The organism is Micromonospora sp. WMMD1120 (assembly GCF_029626235.1).
Lineage (GTDB): Bacteria > Actinomycetota > Actinomycetes > Mycobacteriales > Micromonosporaceae > Micromonospora.
This window is the reverse complement of record NZ_JARUBO010000005.1, coordinates 4,308,993-4,325,822: the sequence shown is the minus strand read 5'-3', so window position 1 is coordinate 4,325,822 and position 16,830 is coordinate 4,308,993. Positions and strand designations below refer to the sequence as shown.

15 protein-coding genes are annotated in these 16,830 nt (G+C 73.0%); 8 read left to right on the top strand and 7 right to left on the bottom strand.

All coding sequences use genetic code 11. From position 1 onward, the window contains the following. Positions 1–23: 23 nt before the first annotated feature. Complete coding sequence (locus tag O7634_RS20240; RefSeq protein WP_278151685.1) at positions 24–1,853, bottom strand: glycoside hydrolase family 15 protein; 1,830 nt, start codon at positions 1,851–1,853, stop codon at positions 24–26. A 112-nt stretch (positions 1,854–1,965) separates the two neighbouring features. Between O7634_RS20240 and O7634_RS20235 the strand changes: the two genes are divergently transcribed. Then, positions 1,966–2,553, top strand: coding sequence for a general stress protein (locus tag O7634_RS20235; RefSeq protein WP_278151684.1), 588 nt, complete (start codon positions 1,966–1,968; stop codon positions 2,551–2,553). A gap of 169 nt (positions 2,554–2,722) precedes the next feature. Here O7634_RS20235 and O7634_RS20230 read toward each other — a convergent pair whose 3' ends face one another. Together O7634_RS20230 and O7634_RS20225 are read right to left on the bottom strand one after the other, a co-directional pair. Further along, entirely contained in the window at positions 2,723–3,310 is a 588-nt protein-coding gene (locus O7634_RS20230) for a DUF1684 domain-containing protein (RefSeq protein WP_278151683.1), read from the bottom strand. A 33-nt stretch (positions 3,311–3,343) separates the two neighbouring features. Next, positions 3,344–3,913 carry a TetR/AcrR family transcriptional regulator gene (locus tag O7634_RS20225; RefSeq protein WP_278151682.1) on the bottom strand — a complete coding sequence of 190 codons (570 nt, stop codon included), beginning with the start codon at positions 3,911–3,913 and terminating at the stop codon, positions 3,344–3,346. Positions 3,914–3,961: 48 nt separating this feature from the next. Here O7634_RS20225 and O7634_RS20220 point away from each other — a divergent pair, with 48 nt between their 5' ends. Continuing rightward, entirely contained in the window at positions 3,962–4,450 is a 489-nt protein-coding gene (locus O7634_RS20220) for an FBP domain-containing protein (RefSeq protein WP_278151681.1), read from the top strand. A 4-nt stretch (positions 4,451–4,454) separates the two neighbouring features. On the opposite strand, the gene O7634_RS20215 is transcribed toward O7634_RS20220, so the two are convergent. Further along, on the bottom strand, positions 4,455–4,988 hold the full coding sequence (locus O7634_RS20215; RefSeq protein ID WP_278151680.1) for a GNAT family protein: 534 nt from the start codon (positions 4,986–4,988) through the stop codon (positions 4,455–4,457). 150 nt (positions 4,989–5,138) lie between these two features. Here O7634_RS20215 and O7634_RS20210 point away from each other — a divergent pair, with 150 nt between their 5' ends. Together O7634_RS20210 and O7634_RS20205 are read left to right on the top strand one after the other, a co-directional pair. Then, entirely contained in the window at positions 5,139–5,621 is a 483-nt protein-coding gene (locus O7634_RS20210) for a MarR family transcriptional regulator (RefSeq protein ID WP_278151679.1), read from the top strand. Between the two features lie 9 nt (positions 5,622–5,630). After that, positions 5,631–6,617 carry a pirin family protein gene (locus tag O7634_RS20205; RefSeq protein ID WP_278151678.1) on the top strand — a complete coding sequence of 329 codons (987 nt, stop codon included), beginning with the start codon at positions 5,631–5,633 and terminating at the stop codon, positions 6,615–6,617. A gap of 47 nt (positions 6,618–6,664) precedes the next feature. Here O7634_RS20205 and O7634_RS20200 read toward each other — a convergent pair whose 3' ends face one another. Continuing rightward, positions 6,665–6,793, bottom strand: a complete 129-nt coding sequence (locus tag O7634_RS20200) for a hypothetical protein (RefSeq protein WP_255750115.1) — start codon at positions 6,791–6,793, stop codon at positions 6,665–6,667. 134 nt (positions 6,794–6,927) lie between these two features. Between O7634_RS20200 and O7634_RS20195 the strand changes: the two genes are divergently transcribed. Further along, positions 6,928–8,517 carry a phospholipase D-like domain-containing protein gene (locus O7634_RS20195; RefSeq protein ID WP_278151677.1) on the top strand — a complete coding sequence of 530 codons (1,590 nt, stop codon included), beginning with the start codon at positions 6,928–6,930 and terminating at the stop codon, positions 8,515–8,517. Here O7634_RS20195 and O7634_RS20190 read toward each other — a convergent pair. Then, positions 8,466–9,215 (bottom strand): hypothetical protein, encoded by a 750-nt coding sequence (locus O7634_RS20190; RefSeq protein WP_278151676.1) that lies wholly within the window; start codon positions 9,213–9,215, stop codon positions 8,466–8,468. The two genes, O7634_RS20195 and O7634_RS20190, sit on opposite strands and share 52 nt — an antisense overlap. 375 nt (positions 9,216–9,590) lie before the next feature. Between O7634_RS20190 and O7634_RS20185 the strand changes: the two genes are divergently transcribed. After that, positions 9,591–10,415, top strand: a complete 825-nt coding sequence (locus O7634_RS20185; protein WP_278151675.1) for a SigB/SigF/SigG family RNA polymerase sigma factor — start codon at positions 9,591–9,593, stop codon at positions 10,413–10,415. 109 nt (positions 10,416–10,524) lie between these two features. Further along, positions 10,525–13,029, top strand: coding sequence for an ATP-dependent helicase HrpB (hrpB, locus tag O7634_RS20180; RefSeq protein ID WP_278154025.1), 2,505 nt, complete (start codon positions 10,525–10,527; stop codon positions 13,027–13,029). An 8-nt stretch (positions 13,030–13,037) separates the two neighbouring features. On the opposite strand, the gene O7634_RS20175 is transcribed toward hrpB, so the two are convergent. Next, entirely contained in the window at positions 13,038–13,763 is a 726-nt protein-coding gene (locus O7634_RS20175; protein ID WP_278151674.1) for a protein phosphatase 2C domain-containing protein, read from the bottom strand. 261 nt (positions 13,764–14,024) lie between these two features. Between O7634_RS20175 and O7634_RS20170 the strand changes: the two genes are divergently transcribed. Further along, positions 14,025–16,634: a glycoside hydrolase family 9 protein gene (locus O7634_RS20170; RefSeq protein ID WP_278151673.1), complete on the top strand. Its 2,610-nt coding sequence runs from the start codon at positions 14,025–14,027 to the stop codon at positions 16,632–16,634. Positions 16,635–16,830 lie beyond the last annotated feature (196 nt).

The window sequence follows — 16,830 nt, the reverse complement described above, 5'->3', positions numbered from 1 at the left end:
ATTGTGCCGCCCGGCCGGCCGCCTCAGGATCGCGCCGGGGTGAAGTGGGGCGGGGACGTGCCCAGGCTGCGCAGCGTCGGGTCGCGCTCGACGTCGGTCAGCACCCCGGCGGCGTTGATCAGGCCGATGTGGGAGAACGCCTGCGGGAAGTTGCCGACCTGCTCGCCGGTCAGCGGGTCGATCTGCTCCGCGAACAGGCCGAGGTCGTTCACCCGTCCGGCCAGCGCATGGAACAGCTCGTGCGCCCGGTCCCGCTCACCGGCCAACGCCAGGCAGCACACCAGCCAGAACGAGCAGATGAGGAAGCCCGCCGGGTCACCGTCCCAGCGTCGCAGCAGGCCGTCGTGCGACAGTTGGCGCTCCACCGCGTGGATCGTGGCGCGCATCCGCGGGTCGTCGGCCCGGAGAAACCCCACCAGCGGCATGATCAGCACGGAGGCGTCCAGGTCGTCGGTGTCGAGACGCCCGGTGTACGACTGGAGCCGCTCGCTCCACCCCCGGGTGAGCACCTGGGCGCGTACCTCGTCGCGGGCTGCCGCCCAACGGGCGACGTCCGGCGGCTCGCCCAGCCGGTCGCCGAACCGTACCGCGCGGTCCAGGGCGACCCAGCACTGCACCTTCGAGGAGACGTGGTGGTGCTCGACGCCCCGCTCCTCCCACATTCCCGCGTCGGGCAGCTTCCAGTTCCGCGCGGCCTCGTCGGCGAGCACCCGCAGCAGGTGGCGCACCTCGTGCTTCAGCGGCTCCAGGTCGTCGCGCATCAACCAGGCGGCGTCCATCGTCTCGCCGAAGATGTCGGTCTGCCGCTGCTGCCAGGCGTCGTTGCCGATCACCACCGGCGGGCTGTCCCGGTAGCCACCGAGCTGGTCCAGGCGGTGCTCGGTGAGGTCGCGCTCCCCCAGCACGCCGTACATGATGGGTACGGGTCGTTCGTCGACGCGGCCCATCGCCCGGCCCAACCACGCGAACTGCCGCTGCACCTCGGTGTAGCAGGTCGACCGCCACAGCGCCCGCAGGGTGAGGCTGAAGTCGCGCACCCAGACGTAGCGGTAGTCGTAGTTGCGGTTCCCGCCGAGCTTCTCCGGCAACGACGTGGTCACCGACGCCACCACCGCGCCGCTGGGTCCGTAGGTCATGCCCCGCAGCACCAGTCGGCTGCGCCGTACCTGGTCGGCGTAGAGCCCCTGGTAGTTGTGCTGGTCGGCCCAGGACCGCCAGCCCGCGACGGTGTCGGCGATGGCCGAGTCGGCGTCCGGCACCTGCGGCAACGGGGAGTCATAGGTCGGGGCGTACCCCAGGGTGAAGGTGTGGCTCGTGCCGGCGCGGACGGTGAACGTCGCGGTCGCCTCGCCGTCGCCGGCGTTCATCCGCACGCTGGCGCGCATCGTGAGCCGGGCGGCCCCGGCGATGGCCTCCAGCATGTCCTCCCGCTCGATCAGGTACGCGGTGGTGCGTCCGTACTCGAAGCGTGGCCGGTAGAGCACCCGCATCGGCACCGTGCCGGAGAGCCCACGCACCGACCGGACCAGCACCTGCGGTGACTCCATCCCGATGTCGTGACCGCGCGCGCCGGGCTCCAACGCGAGCGCGTCGGTCAGCGCGACCTCACCCCGCGCGGTACGGAAGACCGTCCGTAGCACCAGGGTGTCGTCGAGGTAGCGGCGTTCGACCGTGTAGTCGTCCTCCGGCCGGATCGACCAGTGCCCGGCACCGTCGTCGAGCAACCGGGCGAAGACCGACGGCGCGTCGAACCGGCCCGGGCACCACCAGTTCACCGAGCCGTTCTGGTCCACCAGCGCCGCGCTACGCCCGTCGGCGAGGAGGCCGTAGTCGCTGATCTGTCCGCTCCGCACCCGACTGGTTACCCGGGCGGCCTCCCCGCATTCCCCTGCCCCGGCGACGGCGGGTCCGGCGTTACCGGTCGGCCTGGCGGGGAACGCCGGGAGCTGACGAGGGAGGATGCTCATGACGTCAGCTTCGGGGCCGACCGCCGCGTGGCGGTCCGGCACACAGGGTGGTGACCTGCTGCCGTCCGGGCCGGCCGGGCGGGTGTCCACGCCGGGCGGTGACGGCCACGGGCCGGAGACCGGTCCGCCGACCGTGACGATCGGCTCGTATCCGGACTATCCGGCCGCGCAGCGGGTCGTCGACTATCTGGCCGACAACCGCTTCCCGGTGGAGCACAGCGCCATCGTCGGCACCGATCTCACCCTGGTGGAGACGGTGCTCGGGCGGATGACCACCGGTCGCGCGGGCCTGCTCGGCGCCGGTACCGGCGCCTGGTTCGGGCTCTTCATCGGCCTGCTGTTCGGCATCTTCACCGTCGGCAACTGGCTGGCGGTGATCCTGGTCGGGCTGGTCATCGGCGCGATCTGGGGCGCCGTGTTCGGCGCTGTCGCGCACGCGATGACCGGCGGGCAGCGCGACTTCACCTCGGCCAGCTCGCTGCGGGCCGGCCGGTACGCGGTGACGGTCGACGCCCCGCTCGCCGACCAGGCCCGACAGTTGCTCGCTCGCATGCAGGTGCCCGGTTCAAGCGCGACCAACCGTTGAGCGAAGGTTCGGACGGCCGCCCCGGCGTCGCCGGGGCGGTCGCCCCCGTCCACCCGCGTCGATCTTGCACTTGCGTACGCCGAAATGCCCGTAATGCACTCTATGCCGCAGCAGAAAGTGCAAGATCGCGGGAAAGGGGGGCGGGAAAGGGGGGCGGGGCGGCGGACGGTCAGTCGTGGTACGCCAGCTCGCCGGCTCGCAGCGGCACGTCGACCCGGTTCTCCGGTGGCGCCAGTGGGCAGGCCCAGCGGTCGTCGTAGGCGCAGCTCGGGTTGTAGAGGTAGTTGGCGTCCAGCCGGACCCGGTCGCCGGGCAGCAGCTCGACGCCCCGGCCGAAGGTGCCCTTCACGGTGTCGGTGAGGTACCGGCCGCCCCCGTAGCTCTCCCGCCCGCAGGTGCCGTCGCGCAGCGGGACGAACAACCCGCCCCCGTACGCCTCGATCCACCACAGCGTCAGCGGACCCCACCGCGTCTCGGCCACCGCCACCCTCCGGTACGCGACCACCCCGTCCGGACCGCCGGTGTCGATGCGCAGCTCGCCGCTGGCAGGGCGTAGCGGGGCCTCGACCACAGCATCCGGGTCGGGCGGGAAGTACCGCAGGCCGGTGAAGTTCGGCCGGTCCGCAGGTGGGATCGGGCTCTGCGGGTGGGTGGCGAACAGCTCGTCACGGCCGGCGCGGAAGCCGGCCAGGTCGGCGTCGGACAGGTACAGCCGGGCCACCCGCTCCCGCCAGTCGGCCAGTTCCAGGTCATCCACGTCGTCGAGCCTATGCCCTGGTCCGGTGGCCGCTCAGCGCGGCGGCCAGTTGGTGAGCACGGCGTCCAGGGCGTCGAGCGTGCGGATCCAGGACTCGTCGGTGCCGCGCGGGGTGTGCCGGAAGCCGCCGGTCCTCTCCAGGCTCACGAACCCGTGGAAGGTGCTGTGCATCATCCGGACCGCGTCGGTCTGGTCGGGCTCGGCGAGCCGGTAGCCGCGCAGGATCGCCCTGGTCATCTCGGCGTGCCGGACGCCGGCGCTCGCGGCGGCCGTCTCCGGGTCGAGGTCGATCTGCATGGCGGCGTAGCGGCCCGGGTGCGCTCGCGCGTAGTCCCGGTACGCGTTGGCGAAGGCCACCAACGCGTCCTTGCCGGCCCGCCCGGCGAGCGCGGCGGCGACCCGGTCGGCCAGCTCCGCCAACGCCAGCAGGGCGATCCGCACACGGAGCTCCCCCGCGTTCCTGAGATGGAAGTACAGACTCGCGTCCTTCACCCCGAACTGGCGGGCGAGCGCGGCGACGGTGACGTTCTCCACGCCCACCTCGTCGGCCAGGTCGGCCGCGGCCAGCGTCAGGCGCTCGATGGTCAGCCCGGCACGTGCCATCCACCACACTCCCTTAATCATTTGCCTAGGGGAACTAGGCTAAAGTCTATGTTAGTCGCAACCGAATCCTCCATCCGCACCTCCTTCGTCAACCTGACCCAGGGCGAGTCGAAGCGGCTGGCCCTGCCGAACGACCTCGGCCTGCGACAGTGGGACGACCTCGACTTTCTCGGCTGGCGAGATCCGGCCGCGCCGCAGCGGGCCTACCTGGTCGCCGAGACCGACGACGGGCTGCTCGGGGTGGCGCTCCGGGTCGCGCCGCAGCAGACCGGCCGCACCCGCCGCAGCATGTGCTCGCTCTGCCTGACCACGCACAGCGGCGACGGCGTGTCGCTGATGACCGCCCGCAAGGCCGGCTCCGGTGGGCGGCAGGGCAACTCGGTGGGCATCTACGCCTGCTCCGACCTGGCCTGCTCGCTGTACCTGCGGGGCAGGAAGCACGCCGGGCCGCGGATGCACGAGACGCTGACGCTGGCGGAGAAGGTCGACCGCACCCGGGCCGCTCTCGCCGCCTTCCTCAGCCGGGTTACCGAGTGATCCGCTAGTGGTCGCTGGCCAGCCGGGCGTGCAGGTGCTCGTCGTAGCGGCGGCCGTCGCCGTAGCGGTACGACTCGCGCAGCGTGCCCTCGGCCCGGTAGCCGGCCCGGTCGGCGACCCGACAGGACGCCGGGTTGGCCACGGCGTGACACAACTCCACCCGGTGCAACGAGAGACTGGCGAACGCCCAGTCGGTGAGCCCGGCGACCGCGCGCGACGCCACGCCGCGCCCGCGCGCCGCCGGCGTCGTCCAGTAGCCGATCGACGCGTCGCCGTCGTGGATGCGGTGCAGCGAGACGGAGCCCAGCAGGTCGCCGCCGGTCGCCGGGGTCACCGCCAGCGAGACGTGGTCGTCGGCGGACCAGTCGGCGCGGCGGCGCACCCAGAGCAGCGCGGCCTCGTCGTCGATCGGGCCGCCACCCTGCGGGTTCCACTGGGCAATGGCCGGGTCCCGGAGAGCGTCGCGTACCGCCGGAGCATCCTCGTCGTGCCAGGGACGCAGCAGCAGGTCGTCGACGGTGAGGTGCACGTGTTCCACGAGGCCGGAGTCTGACACACCGGCCGGCGCACCACCGCCGGAATGTTTCTTTCAAAGCTGGAATACCCAGCTAGGAAGCCGGCATATTAGTGAGCCAGGCCACGCTCCGGCAAACTAGTTAAATTTTGAAATAGTGCTATCGTCGTGGGCATGACCGAGAGCCTGGGCAGCACGCGGGAGGCCGCCTGGCGGGCCTACATCGAGGCCAGCCAGCGGCTCTACACCCAGTTGGAAGAGGACCTGCGGGCCGCCAGCGACCTCAGCTTCGCCGACTACCACGTGCTCGTCCTGCTCTCCGAGGCGCCCGGTCAACGTCTGCGGATGGGCGAGCTGGCCAACCGGCTGATCTTCTCGCCCAGCCGGCTCACCTACCAGGTCTCCTCCATGCAGCGCCGGGGCCTGGTCAGCAAGGAGCCGTGCCCGGACGACCGGCGCGGCAGCGAGGCGGTGCTCACCGCCGCCGGCCTGCTCGTCCTGCGGGAAGCCGCACCCCACCACCTGGCGTCGGTGCGCACCCACCTGATGGACGACCTCGACGACGCCGAGGTCGCCTGCCTCACCCGGGTCTTCGACCGGCTCGGTGAACGCCTGCGGGCGTCCCGGGCCACCACGAGCACCCACACCACGAACTAGGAGCCTCCGATGCCCGCGATCACCGTCGACAACGTTCTCGTCCTACCCCGCCTCCCCCGCCTCGACGAGACCACCGCGTTCCGCAGGGTTCGCAGCGTGACCACGGCGCCGAGCGGCTTCGAGGGCGAGGGCTTCCCGGTCCGGCGCGCCTTCGCCGGGGTGTCGACCGCCGACCTGGACCCGTTCATCCACCTCGACCAGATGGGCGAGGTCGACTACGCGCCGGGCGAGCCGAAGGGCACCCCGTGGCATCCGCACCGGGGCTTCGAGACGGTCACGTACATCATCGACGGCGTCTTCGACCACCAAGACTCGCAGGGCGGCGGCGGCACCATCACCGACGGCGACACCCAGTGGATGACGGCGGGCAGCGGCCTGCTGCACATCGAGGCGCCGCCGGAGCACCTGGTGGTCAGCGGCGGGCTCTTCCACGGCACCCAGCTCTGGGTCAACCTGCCCCGGTCGGCCAAGATGAACCCGCCCCGCTACCAGGACATCCGGGGTCGGGAGTCGGCGCTGCTCAGCACCCCCGACGGCGGCGCGCTCATCCGGGTCATCGCCGGCGAGGTCGCCGGGCACCGCGGCCCGGGCTCGACCTTCACCCCGATCACCATCACCCACGTCACCGTGCAGCCGGGGGCCCAGGTCGACCTGCCCTGGCGGCCCGAGTTCAACGCCCTGGTGTACGTGCTGGGCGGTCGCGGCACCGTCGGGACCGAGCGCCGGCCGGTGCGTACCGGCCAACTCGCGGTGCACGGTCCGGGCGACGCGCTGCGGTTCGCCGCCGACACCACGCAGGACAGCAGGACCCCCGCGCTGGACCTCTACATCATGGGTGGGCAGCCCATCCGGGAGCCGGTGGCACAGTACGGCCCGTTCGTGATGAACACCCGCGACGAGTTGCTCCAGGCGTTCGAGGACTTCCAGGCCGGCCGCCTCGGCGTGATCCCCGCCGAACGGCTGCCGCACACCGACGGCCAGGGCGCACGGCCCTGAGCAGGACGCCGGCGCTTCCGGTTCGTCCCGGGAGCGCCGGCACCGCCTCAGGAGACCGCGAAGATCCCGGCGACGCCCAGGATCACCATCAGCAACACCGCTACCAGCGCACCCCGTTCGCTCTCCACCGCCGGCTCGCGGTTCTCGGTTACGGGGTTCGTCGTGTCGCGGGGCATGGTCTGGCCTCCTCGGCTGTTGTCGCGTCGCTGGCGTTGACGTTGGCCAGGTCACCGGTCTGCGGGCCTGGCGTGCGGACCCGAGTCGGGGGTCCTACGGTGAGGACGTTGCCGACCTCCAGGAGGGCTGGACGGTGCCGTCGCAGGACTGGTTTCTCACCGCTGAGGAACGCGCCAACCCGGCCTCTGGCATACCCGTTTGGACCACGGGAAACCTGGCCGAGCCTTTGATTCACGGCGCCGCGTACTTCGACCGGCTGGTCGACGAGGTGGAGGCGCTGGGCGAGGGCGACCACCTGTTCTTCACCGACTGGCGCGGCGACCCCGACCAGCGCCTGCGCCCGGACGGACCGACGGTGGCCCAGCTCTTCGCCCGGGCCGCCCAGCGCGGGGTGGTGGTCAAGGGCCTGATCTGGCGCTCCCACCTCGACGTACTCGCGTACAGCGAGGCGGAGAACCGCGACCTCAGCGAGGCCATCTCCGCGGCCGGCGGCGAGGTGCTGCTCGACCAGCGGGTCCGCCGTGGCGGGTCACACCACCAGAAACTCGTGGTGCTGCGACACCCGGGCGCGCCGGAGCGGGACGTCGCCTTCGCCGGCGGTATCGACCTGTGCCACAGCCGCCGCGACGACGCCGAGCACCACGGTGACCCGCAACCGGTGCAGATGTCGGCGAGGTACGGGCCGAACCCGCCCTGGCACGACGTGCAGCTCGCGGTGCGCGGTCCGGTGGTCGGCGCGTTGGACACGCTGTTCCGGGAGCGCTGGACCGACCCGATGCCGCTGGACTCGGAGAACCCGATGGCCTACCTGCGGGACCGGCTGCGCGGCTCCGACCTGCGTCCGGACCCGCTGCCCGCGCAGCCGGCCGATCCGCCGCCCTGCGGCCCGCACCAGATCCAGGTGCTGCGCACCTACCCCGCCGTGCGCCCCCGTTACCCGTTCGCGCCGAACGGGGAGCGGACCGTCGCCCGGGGCTACACCAAGGCGGTACGCCGCGCCCGACGGCTGATCTACCTGGAGGACCAGTACCTGTGGTCGGCGGAGGTGGCCGACCTCTTCGCGCACGCGCTGCGGGACAACCCGGACCTGCACCTGGTCGCCGTCGTGCCCCGGCACCCGGACGTGGACGGCAGGCTGGCGCTGCCGCCGAACATGGTCGGGCGCGAGCAGGCGCTGTCGCTGTGTGAACGGGCCGCGCCGGACCGGGTGCACGTGTTCGACGTGGAGAACCACGCCGGCGGCCCGGTCTACGTGCACGCGAAGGTGTGCGTGGTCGACGACGTGTGGGCCAGTGTGGGCAGCGACAACTTCAACCGCCGGTCCTGGACGCACGACAGCGAGTTGTCCTGCGCGGTGCTCGACGACACCCGCGACCAGCGGGCGCCCGCCGATCCCGCCGGCCAGGGCGACGGCGCCCGGGTCTTCGCCCGGGACCTGCGGCTGCGTCTCTGGCGCGAGCACCTGGACCGGGACCCGGACGGCGGGGACGACGCCGACCTGCTGGACCCGGCGGACGCCGTCGCGGCGATCACGGCCGCCGCCGACGCGCTCCAGCGGTGGTACGACGACGGTCAGGTGGGTGAACGACCGCCCGGACGACTGCGCCCACACCGCCCGGACCGGCTGCCGTGGTACACCCGGAGCTGGGCCCTGCCGGTGTACCGCCTGGTCTACGACCCGGACGGCAGGCCGCTGCGCGCGAGGCTGGCCGGCACCTGGTGAACCGGTCGGGCCGGCTCCGGCGCGGCCACCGGGTGCACGCTCAGCCCGCCGGGGTAGGCGAACGAGGAGCGTGGCGAGTAGTAGCCGAAGCCGATGGTCAGCGGGTTGGCCGGACGCAGGTCGTAGATCGGGTGGCCGGGCTGGAGGAACTCCACCGACTCGATCTCGAACGGGGCGACCGGCTCCGCGACGAAGGGGTACGCCGAGCTGAGCAGTTGGTCGTCGCGGCGGGTGAAGTAGCGGTGGTGGCCGCTGCTGATGACGTGCCCGGTCTCCCCCACCCGGCACCGGGCCCGGATCAACGGCGTCCCGTCGATCTCCGTCTCGGCCACCAGGCAGTCGCCGTGCACGACGATCCGGGTACGGCCGGCGTGCACCGGGGCGCCGCGCGCGGCAGCGTACTCCCGGACCCGCCGGCTGGAGGCCACGTAATGGGTCCACCAGCCGCCCGGGTTGAGGCCCCCGGGCGCGTCCACACCCAGCAGTGAGACGCCGAGGTAGGTGAGCGAGTACGCGCCGAAGCCGGAGGTCTGCGTCTCGTCGTCGACGACGTACTGGTTGAGGAACACCTGACGGTCGGGGCGCACGCACAGCCCTGCGGGGACCAGGGCGGCGACCGCGTCGGGGTCCGCCGGCAGCCAGCTGAAATAGAGGGTGCGACTGTTCACGACGAGCTGGGGAGCGGCTGGATCGAGCACGGTGCCTCCGAACCGGATGTGTACACGCGACGCTACGGCCGGTCCCACCAGCGGAACAACGACGGATAGTCGACACTGCCGCCGGATGTCGGATTCCCTGTTGACCGCTCAACCCGGTCGCCAGGCCGACCGGCTCACCGGGGGTGGACGATCGGTTGGGCGAATGGCGGCCAAAAAACGGGTAAGGAACCTCACAGCCGCCGCGACTTCCGTCTTTTATGCCGGATTTATGACTCAACACACCTTAAGTACATCAACCTTTCGGCTAGATTTCCGGGAGCCGATCAGGTTAAGGTGACTCCCGAACGGCCCATTGGAAGCTAAACCAAAGCGTCACGTCTTTTTGTTCGCGGACGAGGTGCAGGGAGGACCACCATGACCGCGCCAACGATCACCGAGCAGTCGGGCACCGCTGTCAAGGCCAGCACCAAGCTCGACCCGCGCGCGCTCACCGACAGCGCCGCCGACCTACTCAACGCCATGGCCGCGCTGCCGGCCAACCACCCCTCGCGGGCCGCCCTGCGGGACCGGGCGATCGAGGCCTGGCTGCCGCTGGCCAACCACCTGGCCCACCGCTACAGCGGACGCGGCGAGCCCAACGACGACCTCGCCCAGACCGCGGCGATCGGCCTGATCAAGGCGATCGACAAGTTCGACCCGACGCGCGGCGTCGACTTCGCCGGCTACGCCATCCCGACCATCATCGGTGAGCTCAAGCGGCACTTCCGCGACCGCACCTGGGACATCCGCGTCCCCCGCCGGCTCCAGGAGCTGCGGCTGGCCATCTCCGACGCCAACAGCTCGCTGTTGCAGACCCTCGGCCGCTCGCCGACGGTCGCCGACATCGCCGCCCACCTCAAGCTCACCGAGGAAGAGGTGCTGGAGGGGCTGGAGGGCGCCCGCGCCTACAACGCGGTGTCGCTGTCCACCCCGACCGGCGACGGCGAGCGCGCCACCGAGCTGGGCGACATGCTCGGCGGGGAGGACACCGAGTTCGAGCTGGCCGAGCTGCGGGTCGCCCTCGGCCCGGCGTTGGCCACCCTCGACGAGCGCGAGCAGAAGATCCTCACGCTGCGCTTCTACGGCAACCTGACCCAGTCGCAGATCGCCGAGCAGATCGGTGTGTCCCAGATGCACGTCTCGCGGCTGCTGACCCGGGCCCTGACCAAGCTGCGCGGTCAGCTCGACGGCACCTACTGAGCAGTTGACGACGGCGGGGCCGGGTCGGTTGACCCGGCCCCGCTGCCGTGCCCGCACCGTCACGTGCGGCCCCGGCCGGCCACCCGACGCGCCGGTGCGAGACTGGGCCGTGCTCTCCGAGGTGACAGTCGACCTGCCGGTACGTCCGGTGCTGCCGGCGCTGCTCGCGGCGCTCGACACGGCCGGCGCGGGCGTCCTGGTGGCCCCGCCGGGCACCGGGAAGACCACCCTCGCGCCGCTGGCCGTGGCCGAACGGGTGACCGGTCGGGTGGTGATCGCCCAGCCCCGGCGGGTGGCGGCCCGCGCCGCCGCACGACGCATGGCCGAACTGCTCGGCGAACGGGTCGGCGAGCGCGTCGGCTACGCGGTCCGCGGCGAGCGCCGGGTCGGCCCGGCCACCCGGATCGAGGTGGTCACCACCGGCCTGCTGGTCCGCCGCCTGCACCACGACCCGGAGCTGCCCGGCACCGGCGCGGTTTTGCTCGACGAGTGCCACGAACGCCAGCTCGACGCCGACCTCGCGCTGGCCTTCGCCGTGGAGGCGCGCGCCACCCTCCGGCCGGACCTGTGGCTGCTCGCCATGTCGGCGACCCCGGACACCGACCGGTTCGCCGCGCTGCTCGGCGGAGACACCCCGGCGCCGGTGGTGCGGGCCGACTCGGCGCTGCACCCGGTACGGCGGATCTGGGCGCCGCCGGCGCGCCCGATCGCCCCGCCGGGGGCGGGGCCGGTGGACCGGGCCCTGCTCGACCACGTGGCCGCCACGGTCTGGCGCGCGCTGCGCGAGCAGGACGGCGACGTGTTGGTCTTCCTGCCCGGGGCCGGCGAGATCGCGGCGGTCGCCGGCCGGCTGGGCGACCTCCGGGGCACGGTGGCGGTGCTGCCGTTGCACGGCCGGCAGCGTGGCGCGGAGCAGGACGCCGCCCTGCGTCGCGCCGACACCCGGCGGGTGGTGCTGGCCACCGCGCTGGCCGAGACCAGCCTGACCGTGCCGGGGGTACGGGTCGTGGTGGACGCCGGGCTCTCCCGGGTGCCCCGGGTCGACCTGGCCCGTGGGCTCGGCGCGCTGGTCACCGTCGGCGTCTCCCGGGCCGCCGCCACCCAGCGGGCCGGCCGGGCCGGCCGGGAGGCCCCGGGGTGCGTCTACCGGTGCTGGTCCGAGGCGACCCACGAACGGCTGCCCGCCCGCGCCGAGCCGGAGATCGCCACCGCCGACCTGACCGGTTTCGCGCTGGAGCTGGCCGCCTGGGGCCGGCCGGACGGCGTCGGGCTCGCGCTGCCCGACCCGCCGCCGGTCGCCGCGCTGACGGTCGCCCGGGAGACCCTGCTGACCCTGGGCGCCGTCGACGCGGACGGTCGGATCACCGCGCGGGGGCGGGCCATCGCCGCCGTCGGCGCGCACCCCCGGCTGGCCCGTGCACTGCTCGACGGCGCCGACCGGGTCGGCGCGGACCGGGCGGCCGAGGTGGTCGCGGTGCTCGCCGAGGAGAGCGCCCCCGGCGACGATCTGGTGGCCGGCTGGCGTCGGCTGCGCGGCGGCGTCGACGCGGGCGCGACCGCCCGCTGGCGCACCGAGGTACGCCGGCTGCGCGCCGCGCTGCCCGCCGAGGGTCGCGCCGGGGCGGCGGGGCTGACCGACGACCTCGCCGCCGGGCTGCTCGTCGGTCTGGCGTACCCGGAGCGGTTGGCCCGGGTGCGGCGACCGGGCGGCTCGGCGTACCTGATGACCGGCGGAACCGCCGCGGAGCTGGCCGCCGGCTCGGGCCTGGCCGGGTCCGACTGGCTGGCGGTGGCCGTGGCGGACCGCGCCCCCGGTACGCCGTCGGCCCGGATCAGGCGGGCCGCGCCGGTGGACGAGGCGACGGCGCGCGAGGCCGCCGGGCCGTTGCTGCACACCGCCCGGGAGGTCGGCTGGTCCGACGGGGACGTGGTGGCCCGGGAGGTGACCCGGCTCGGCGCGGTCGAGCTGGTCCAGCGGCGACAGGACCGCCCGGACCGGGCGGCGGTGGCCGCGGCGTTGCTGACCGGCCTGCGCCAGGAGGGGCTGGGGCTGCTGCGGTGGACCCCCGCGGCACGGGAGCTGCGCGAGCGGCTCGCGTTCCTCCGGCACCACCTGGGCGATCCGTGGCCGGACGTCGGCGACGAGGCGTTGTGCGACGCCGCCCCGACCTGGTTGGGCCCGGAGTTGGCCGCCGCGCGGCGACGCGCCGACCTCGGACGGGTGGACGTGCCGTCGGCGCTGCGTCGGCTGCTGCCCTGGGCGCAGGCCGCCCGCCTGGACGAGCTGGCGCCGGAGCGGATCGAGGTGCCCAGCGGCTCGCGCGTCCGGCTGGACTACGCCGACCCGGCCGCGCCGGTGCTCGCGGTCAAGCTCCAGGAGACGTTCGGCTGGACGGCGGCTCCCCGGGTGGCCGACGGTCGGGTGCCGGTGCTGCTGCACCTGCTCTCCCCCGCCGGCCGGCCGGTGGCGGTCACCGCCGACCTGACGTCGTTCTGGCGCACCGGCTATCAGCAGGTCCGCGCCGAGCTGCGCGGACGCTACCCCCGGCACCCGTGGCCGGAGGACCCCACGGCGGCGACGCCCACCCGCCGCGCCAACCCGCGACGGCGCTGAGGACCGGCCTACTCGTCGACCACGTCGGCCACCACGACGGTGACGTTGTCCGGCGCGCCGGCGCGCAGGGCCAGGTCGATCAGCTTGCCGGCGCAGGCGCCACGGTCCGGGTAGCCGGCCAGCACCTCGGTCAGGGTGTCCGGCCGGACGACGTTGGAGAGTCCGTCGCTGCACAGCAGCCACCGGTCGCCGGCCCGGGGCACCATCGTCGCGTACGACGGGGAGACCTCGTCGCCCTGCAACGCCTGGGTCACCACCGCCCGGCGCGGGTGGCTGCTGGCCTGGTCGGGGGTGATGACGCCCTGGTCCACGAGCATCTGGACGAACGTGTCGTCCCGCGTGACCTGCTTGAGCACCCCCTCCCGGAACAGGTAGGCCCGGGAGTCGCCGACGTGGGCGAGGGCCAGGCAGCTACCGGTACGGGCGAAGAGCAGGGCGGTCAGTGTGGTGCCCATGCCCTGGCGCTCGGCGTCCTCGGCGACCGCCTGCCGAATCCGGGAGGTGGCCAGCGCGATGCCGCCTTCGAGCGCGGCGACCAGGGCGTCCTCCGGGGTCTCCACGTCCAGTGGAGCGACGGCGTCGATGGCGAGGGAGCTCGCCAGGTCGCCGGCGGCCATCCCGCCCATGCCGTCGGCCACGGCGACGAGCCAGGTGCCGGCGAGCAGGGCGTCCTGGTTTCCGCTGCGGATCAGCCCACGGTCGCTCGTTCCCACCGAACGCAGCTTCAGGGTCATGGGAGGCAGCCTGCCAGGCGGAGGGCGCAGTTGTCTCTAGGAGATCAGGACGTCGGCGCGTGGCGCGGCCAATCTCACGTCCGGGTGACGGCCCGGGTCGGCGCACCCGGTGGGCCGACCTCCCTCGTCGGATGGCACAACCCATCCAACCGGATCAATTGACATCGCCTACCGACGCTGGAAACATCGAGCTGATGGCTGGGAGCGCTCCCAGCTCTGTGTCGCCACCACCACCCTGTTTCCGTCCCGGAAGGACTCCCCGTGACGTCATCCCGACGCCGCCTTTTGCTGGCCGCGGCGACCACTCTGGCCCTCACCGCCGTGGGTGCCGGCGCGGCCCACGCCGACCCACCACCGGACGCCCCCGAGCAGATCGACAACGGGGACTTCAGCGCCGGGGTCAGCCCCTGGTTCTCCTTCGGCACCGGCGCGCTCGCGGTCACCGACGGCCGGCTCTGCACCACCGTCCCGGGTGGGCTGGCCAACCCGTGGGACGCCGGCATCGGCCAGGACGGCGTGCCGCTGATCGCGGGCGCCGAATACACCCTCGGCTTCGCCGTCTCCGCCACGCCCGGCGCGGCGGTCAAGGCCGTGCTGCAACTCGGCAGCGCCCCCTACACCACGTACGCCGCGGTGGACGCCACGGCGACCGGCACCGCCCAACGGGTCGAGCAGACCTTCACCGTCCCGGACACCAACCCCAACGCCCAACTGATCTTCCAGGTCGGTGGCGCCGCCGAGGCGCAGACCATCTGCCTGGACGACGTCTCGCTGCGCGGCGGTGAGCCGCCCGAGCCGTACGAGCCGGACACCGGGCCACGGGTGCGCGTCAACCAGGTCGGCTACCTCCCCGGTGGCCCGAAGAACGCCACCGTCGTCACCGAGGCCACCACCGCCCTGCCCTGGCAGCTGCGCTCCGCCGCCGGCACCGTCGTGGCCAGCGGCACCACCACCGCGCGCGGTGTCGACGCCGCCTCCGGGCAGAACGTCCACTCGGTGGACTTCTCCAGCTACCGCACCCCGGGCAGCGGCCTGACGCTCACCGTGGACGGCGAGACCAGCCACCCGTTCGACATCTCCGGCACCATCTACAACCAGCTGCGCTCCGACTCGTTGCAGTTCTTCTACGCGCAGCGCAGCGGTATCGCCATCGACGGCGACCTGATCGGCGACGAGTACGCCCGACCCGCCGGCCACCTCGGCGTCGCGCCCAACCAGGGTGACACCAACGTGCCCTGCCAGCCGGGTGTCTGCGACTACTCGCTGGACGTACGCGGCGGCTGGTACGACGCCGGCGACCACGGCAAGTACGTGGTCAACGGCGGCATCGCCACCTACCAGCTGTTGAACACCTTCGAGCGGACGAAGACGGCGGCCACCGCGGCCGGCGGCGCCGCGCTGGCCGACAGCACGCTGCGGGTGCCCGAGCGCGGCAACGCCGTGCCGGACATCCTCGACGAGGCCCGCTGGGAGCTGGAGTTCCTGCTCCGCATGCAGGTCCCGGCCGGCAAGCCGCTCGCCGGCATGGCCCACCACAAGATCCACGACCAGAACTGGACCGGCCTGCCGCTCGCCCCGGAGGACGACCCGCAGCGCCGCGAGCTGCACCCGCCGTCGACGGCGGCCACCCTCAACCTGGCCGCCACCGCCGCGCAGTGCGCCCGCCTCTTCGCGCCGTACGACGCGGCGTTCGCCAACCGCTGCTCCACCGCCGCGAAGACGGCCTACGCCGCGGCCAGGGCCAACCCCGCGGTGTACGCCAGCCCGACCGACGGCACCGGCGGCGGCGCGTACGACGACAGCAACGTCACCGACGAGTTCTACTGGGCGGCGGCCGAGCTGTACCTCACCACCGGGGCGCAGACCTACCTGACCGACCTGACCGCCTCGCCGCACCACACCGGCGACGTGTTCGAACCGCGCGGCTTCGGCTGGCAGAGCGTCGCCGCGCTGGGCCGCCTCGACCTGGCCACCGTGCCGAACGGGCTGCCCGCCGCCGACCTGGCCCGGGTCCGCGCCTCGGTGGTCACGGCCGCCGACGCGTACCTCGCCGAGCTGCGCCGGCAGGCGTACGGGCTGCCGATGCCCGGTGACGCGAACAGCTACTTCTGGGGCGGCAACAGCAACGTCATCAACAACGCCGTGGTGCTCGCGACCGCGTTCGACCTGACCCGCAACGCCGCCTACCGGGACGGCGCCGTGCAGGCGATGGACTACATCTTCGGTCGCAACGCCCTGAACATCTCCTACGTCACCGGCTGGGGCGAGCACGCCGCGCAGAACCAGCACAGCCGCATCTTCGGCCACCAGCTCGACCCGAGCATGCCCCGTCCGCCGGCCGGCTCGATCGCCGGTGGCCCGAACGCGGCCCTCCAGGACCCGTTCGTGGCGCAACTGCTGACCGGCTGCAAGCCGATGTTCTGCTACGTCGACGACATCAACTCGTACTCGACGAACGAGGTGGCGATTAACTGGAACTCGGCACTGGCCTGGATCTCCTCGTTCCTGGCCGACCAGGGTGACTCCGGCGCGGTGCCGGCCACCACCTGCTCGGTGGCCTACACCAACTACGGCGCCTGGCAGGGCAACACCGGGTTCACCGCCCAGCTGACCATCCGCAACACCGGCACGACGGCCGTCAACGGGTGGAACGTGCGGTTCGCGTTCACCGGTGACCAGCGCGTCCGCGAGGCGTGGCTGGCCAAGGTCACCCAGTCCGGCGCGACGGTGACCGCCCGCAACGAGTCGCACAACGCCAAGATCGCCCCCGGCGGGACGGTGACGTTCGGCTTCAACGCCACCACTGCCGGCGGCGCCAACCCCAACCCCGGCCTGGTCACGGTCAACGGAGCAGCCTGCTCGCTGACCTGACCCCGCGCCTGGTGGCCGCCCTTCCCCCGGGGCGGCCACCAGGGCCACGCGGCCCGCCCGCCACCGCCCCGGTGGGCCGACGGTGACCGTCGGTCGCCTCGCCACGGGCGGATGTGGTGTTCGGCGGTATGCCTCAGCGGTATGAATATGACTCACAGGCATACCGCTCAACAGGAGCTCGGCAGGGGCGACCGGC

Excerpts from the sequence above, each read along its gene's own strand:
- O7634_RS20225 (WP_278151682.1), bottom strand. The coding sequence starts at position 3,913 with ATGGCACGTGCCGGGCTGACCATCGAGCGCCTGACGCTGGCCGCGGCC.
- O7634_RS20205 (WP_278151678.1), top strand. The coding sequence starts at position 5,631 with ATGCCCGCGATCACCGTCGACAACGTTCTCGTCCTACCCCGCCTCCCC.
- O7634_RS20220 (WP_278151681.1), top strand. The coding sequence starts at position 3,962 with ATGTTAGTCGCAACCGAATCCTCCATCCGCACCTCCTTCGTCAACCTG.
- O7634_RS20185 (WP_278151675.1), top strand. The coding sequence starts at position 9,591 with ATGACCGCGCCAACGATCACCGAGCAGTCGGGCACCGCTGTCAAGGCC.
- O7634_RS20235 (WP_278151684.1), top strand. The coding sequence starts at position 1,966 with ATGACGTCAGCTTCGGGGCCGACCGCCGCGTGGCGGTCCGGCACACAG.
- O7634_RS20210 (WP_278151679.1), top strand. The coding sequence starts at position 5,139 with ATGACCGAGAGCCTGGGCAGCACGCGGGAGGCCGCCTGGCGGGCCTAC.
- O7634_RS20175 (WP_278151674.1), bottom strand. The coding sequence starts at position 13,763 with ATGACCCTGAAGCTGCGTTCGGTGGGAACGAGCGACCGTGGGCTGATC.
- O7634_RS20200 (WP_255750115.1), bottom strand. The coding sequence starts at position 6,793 with ATGCCCCGCGACACGACGAACCCCGTAACCGAGAACCGCGAGCCGGCG.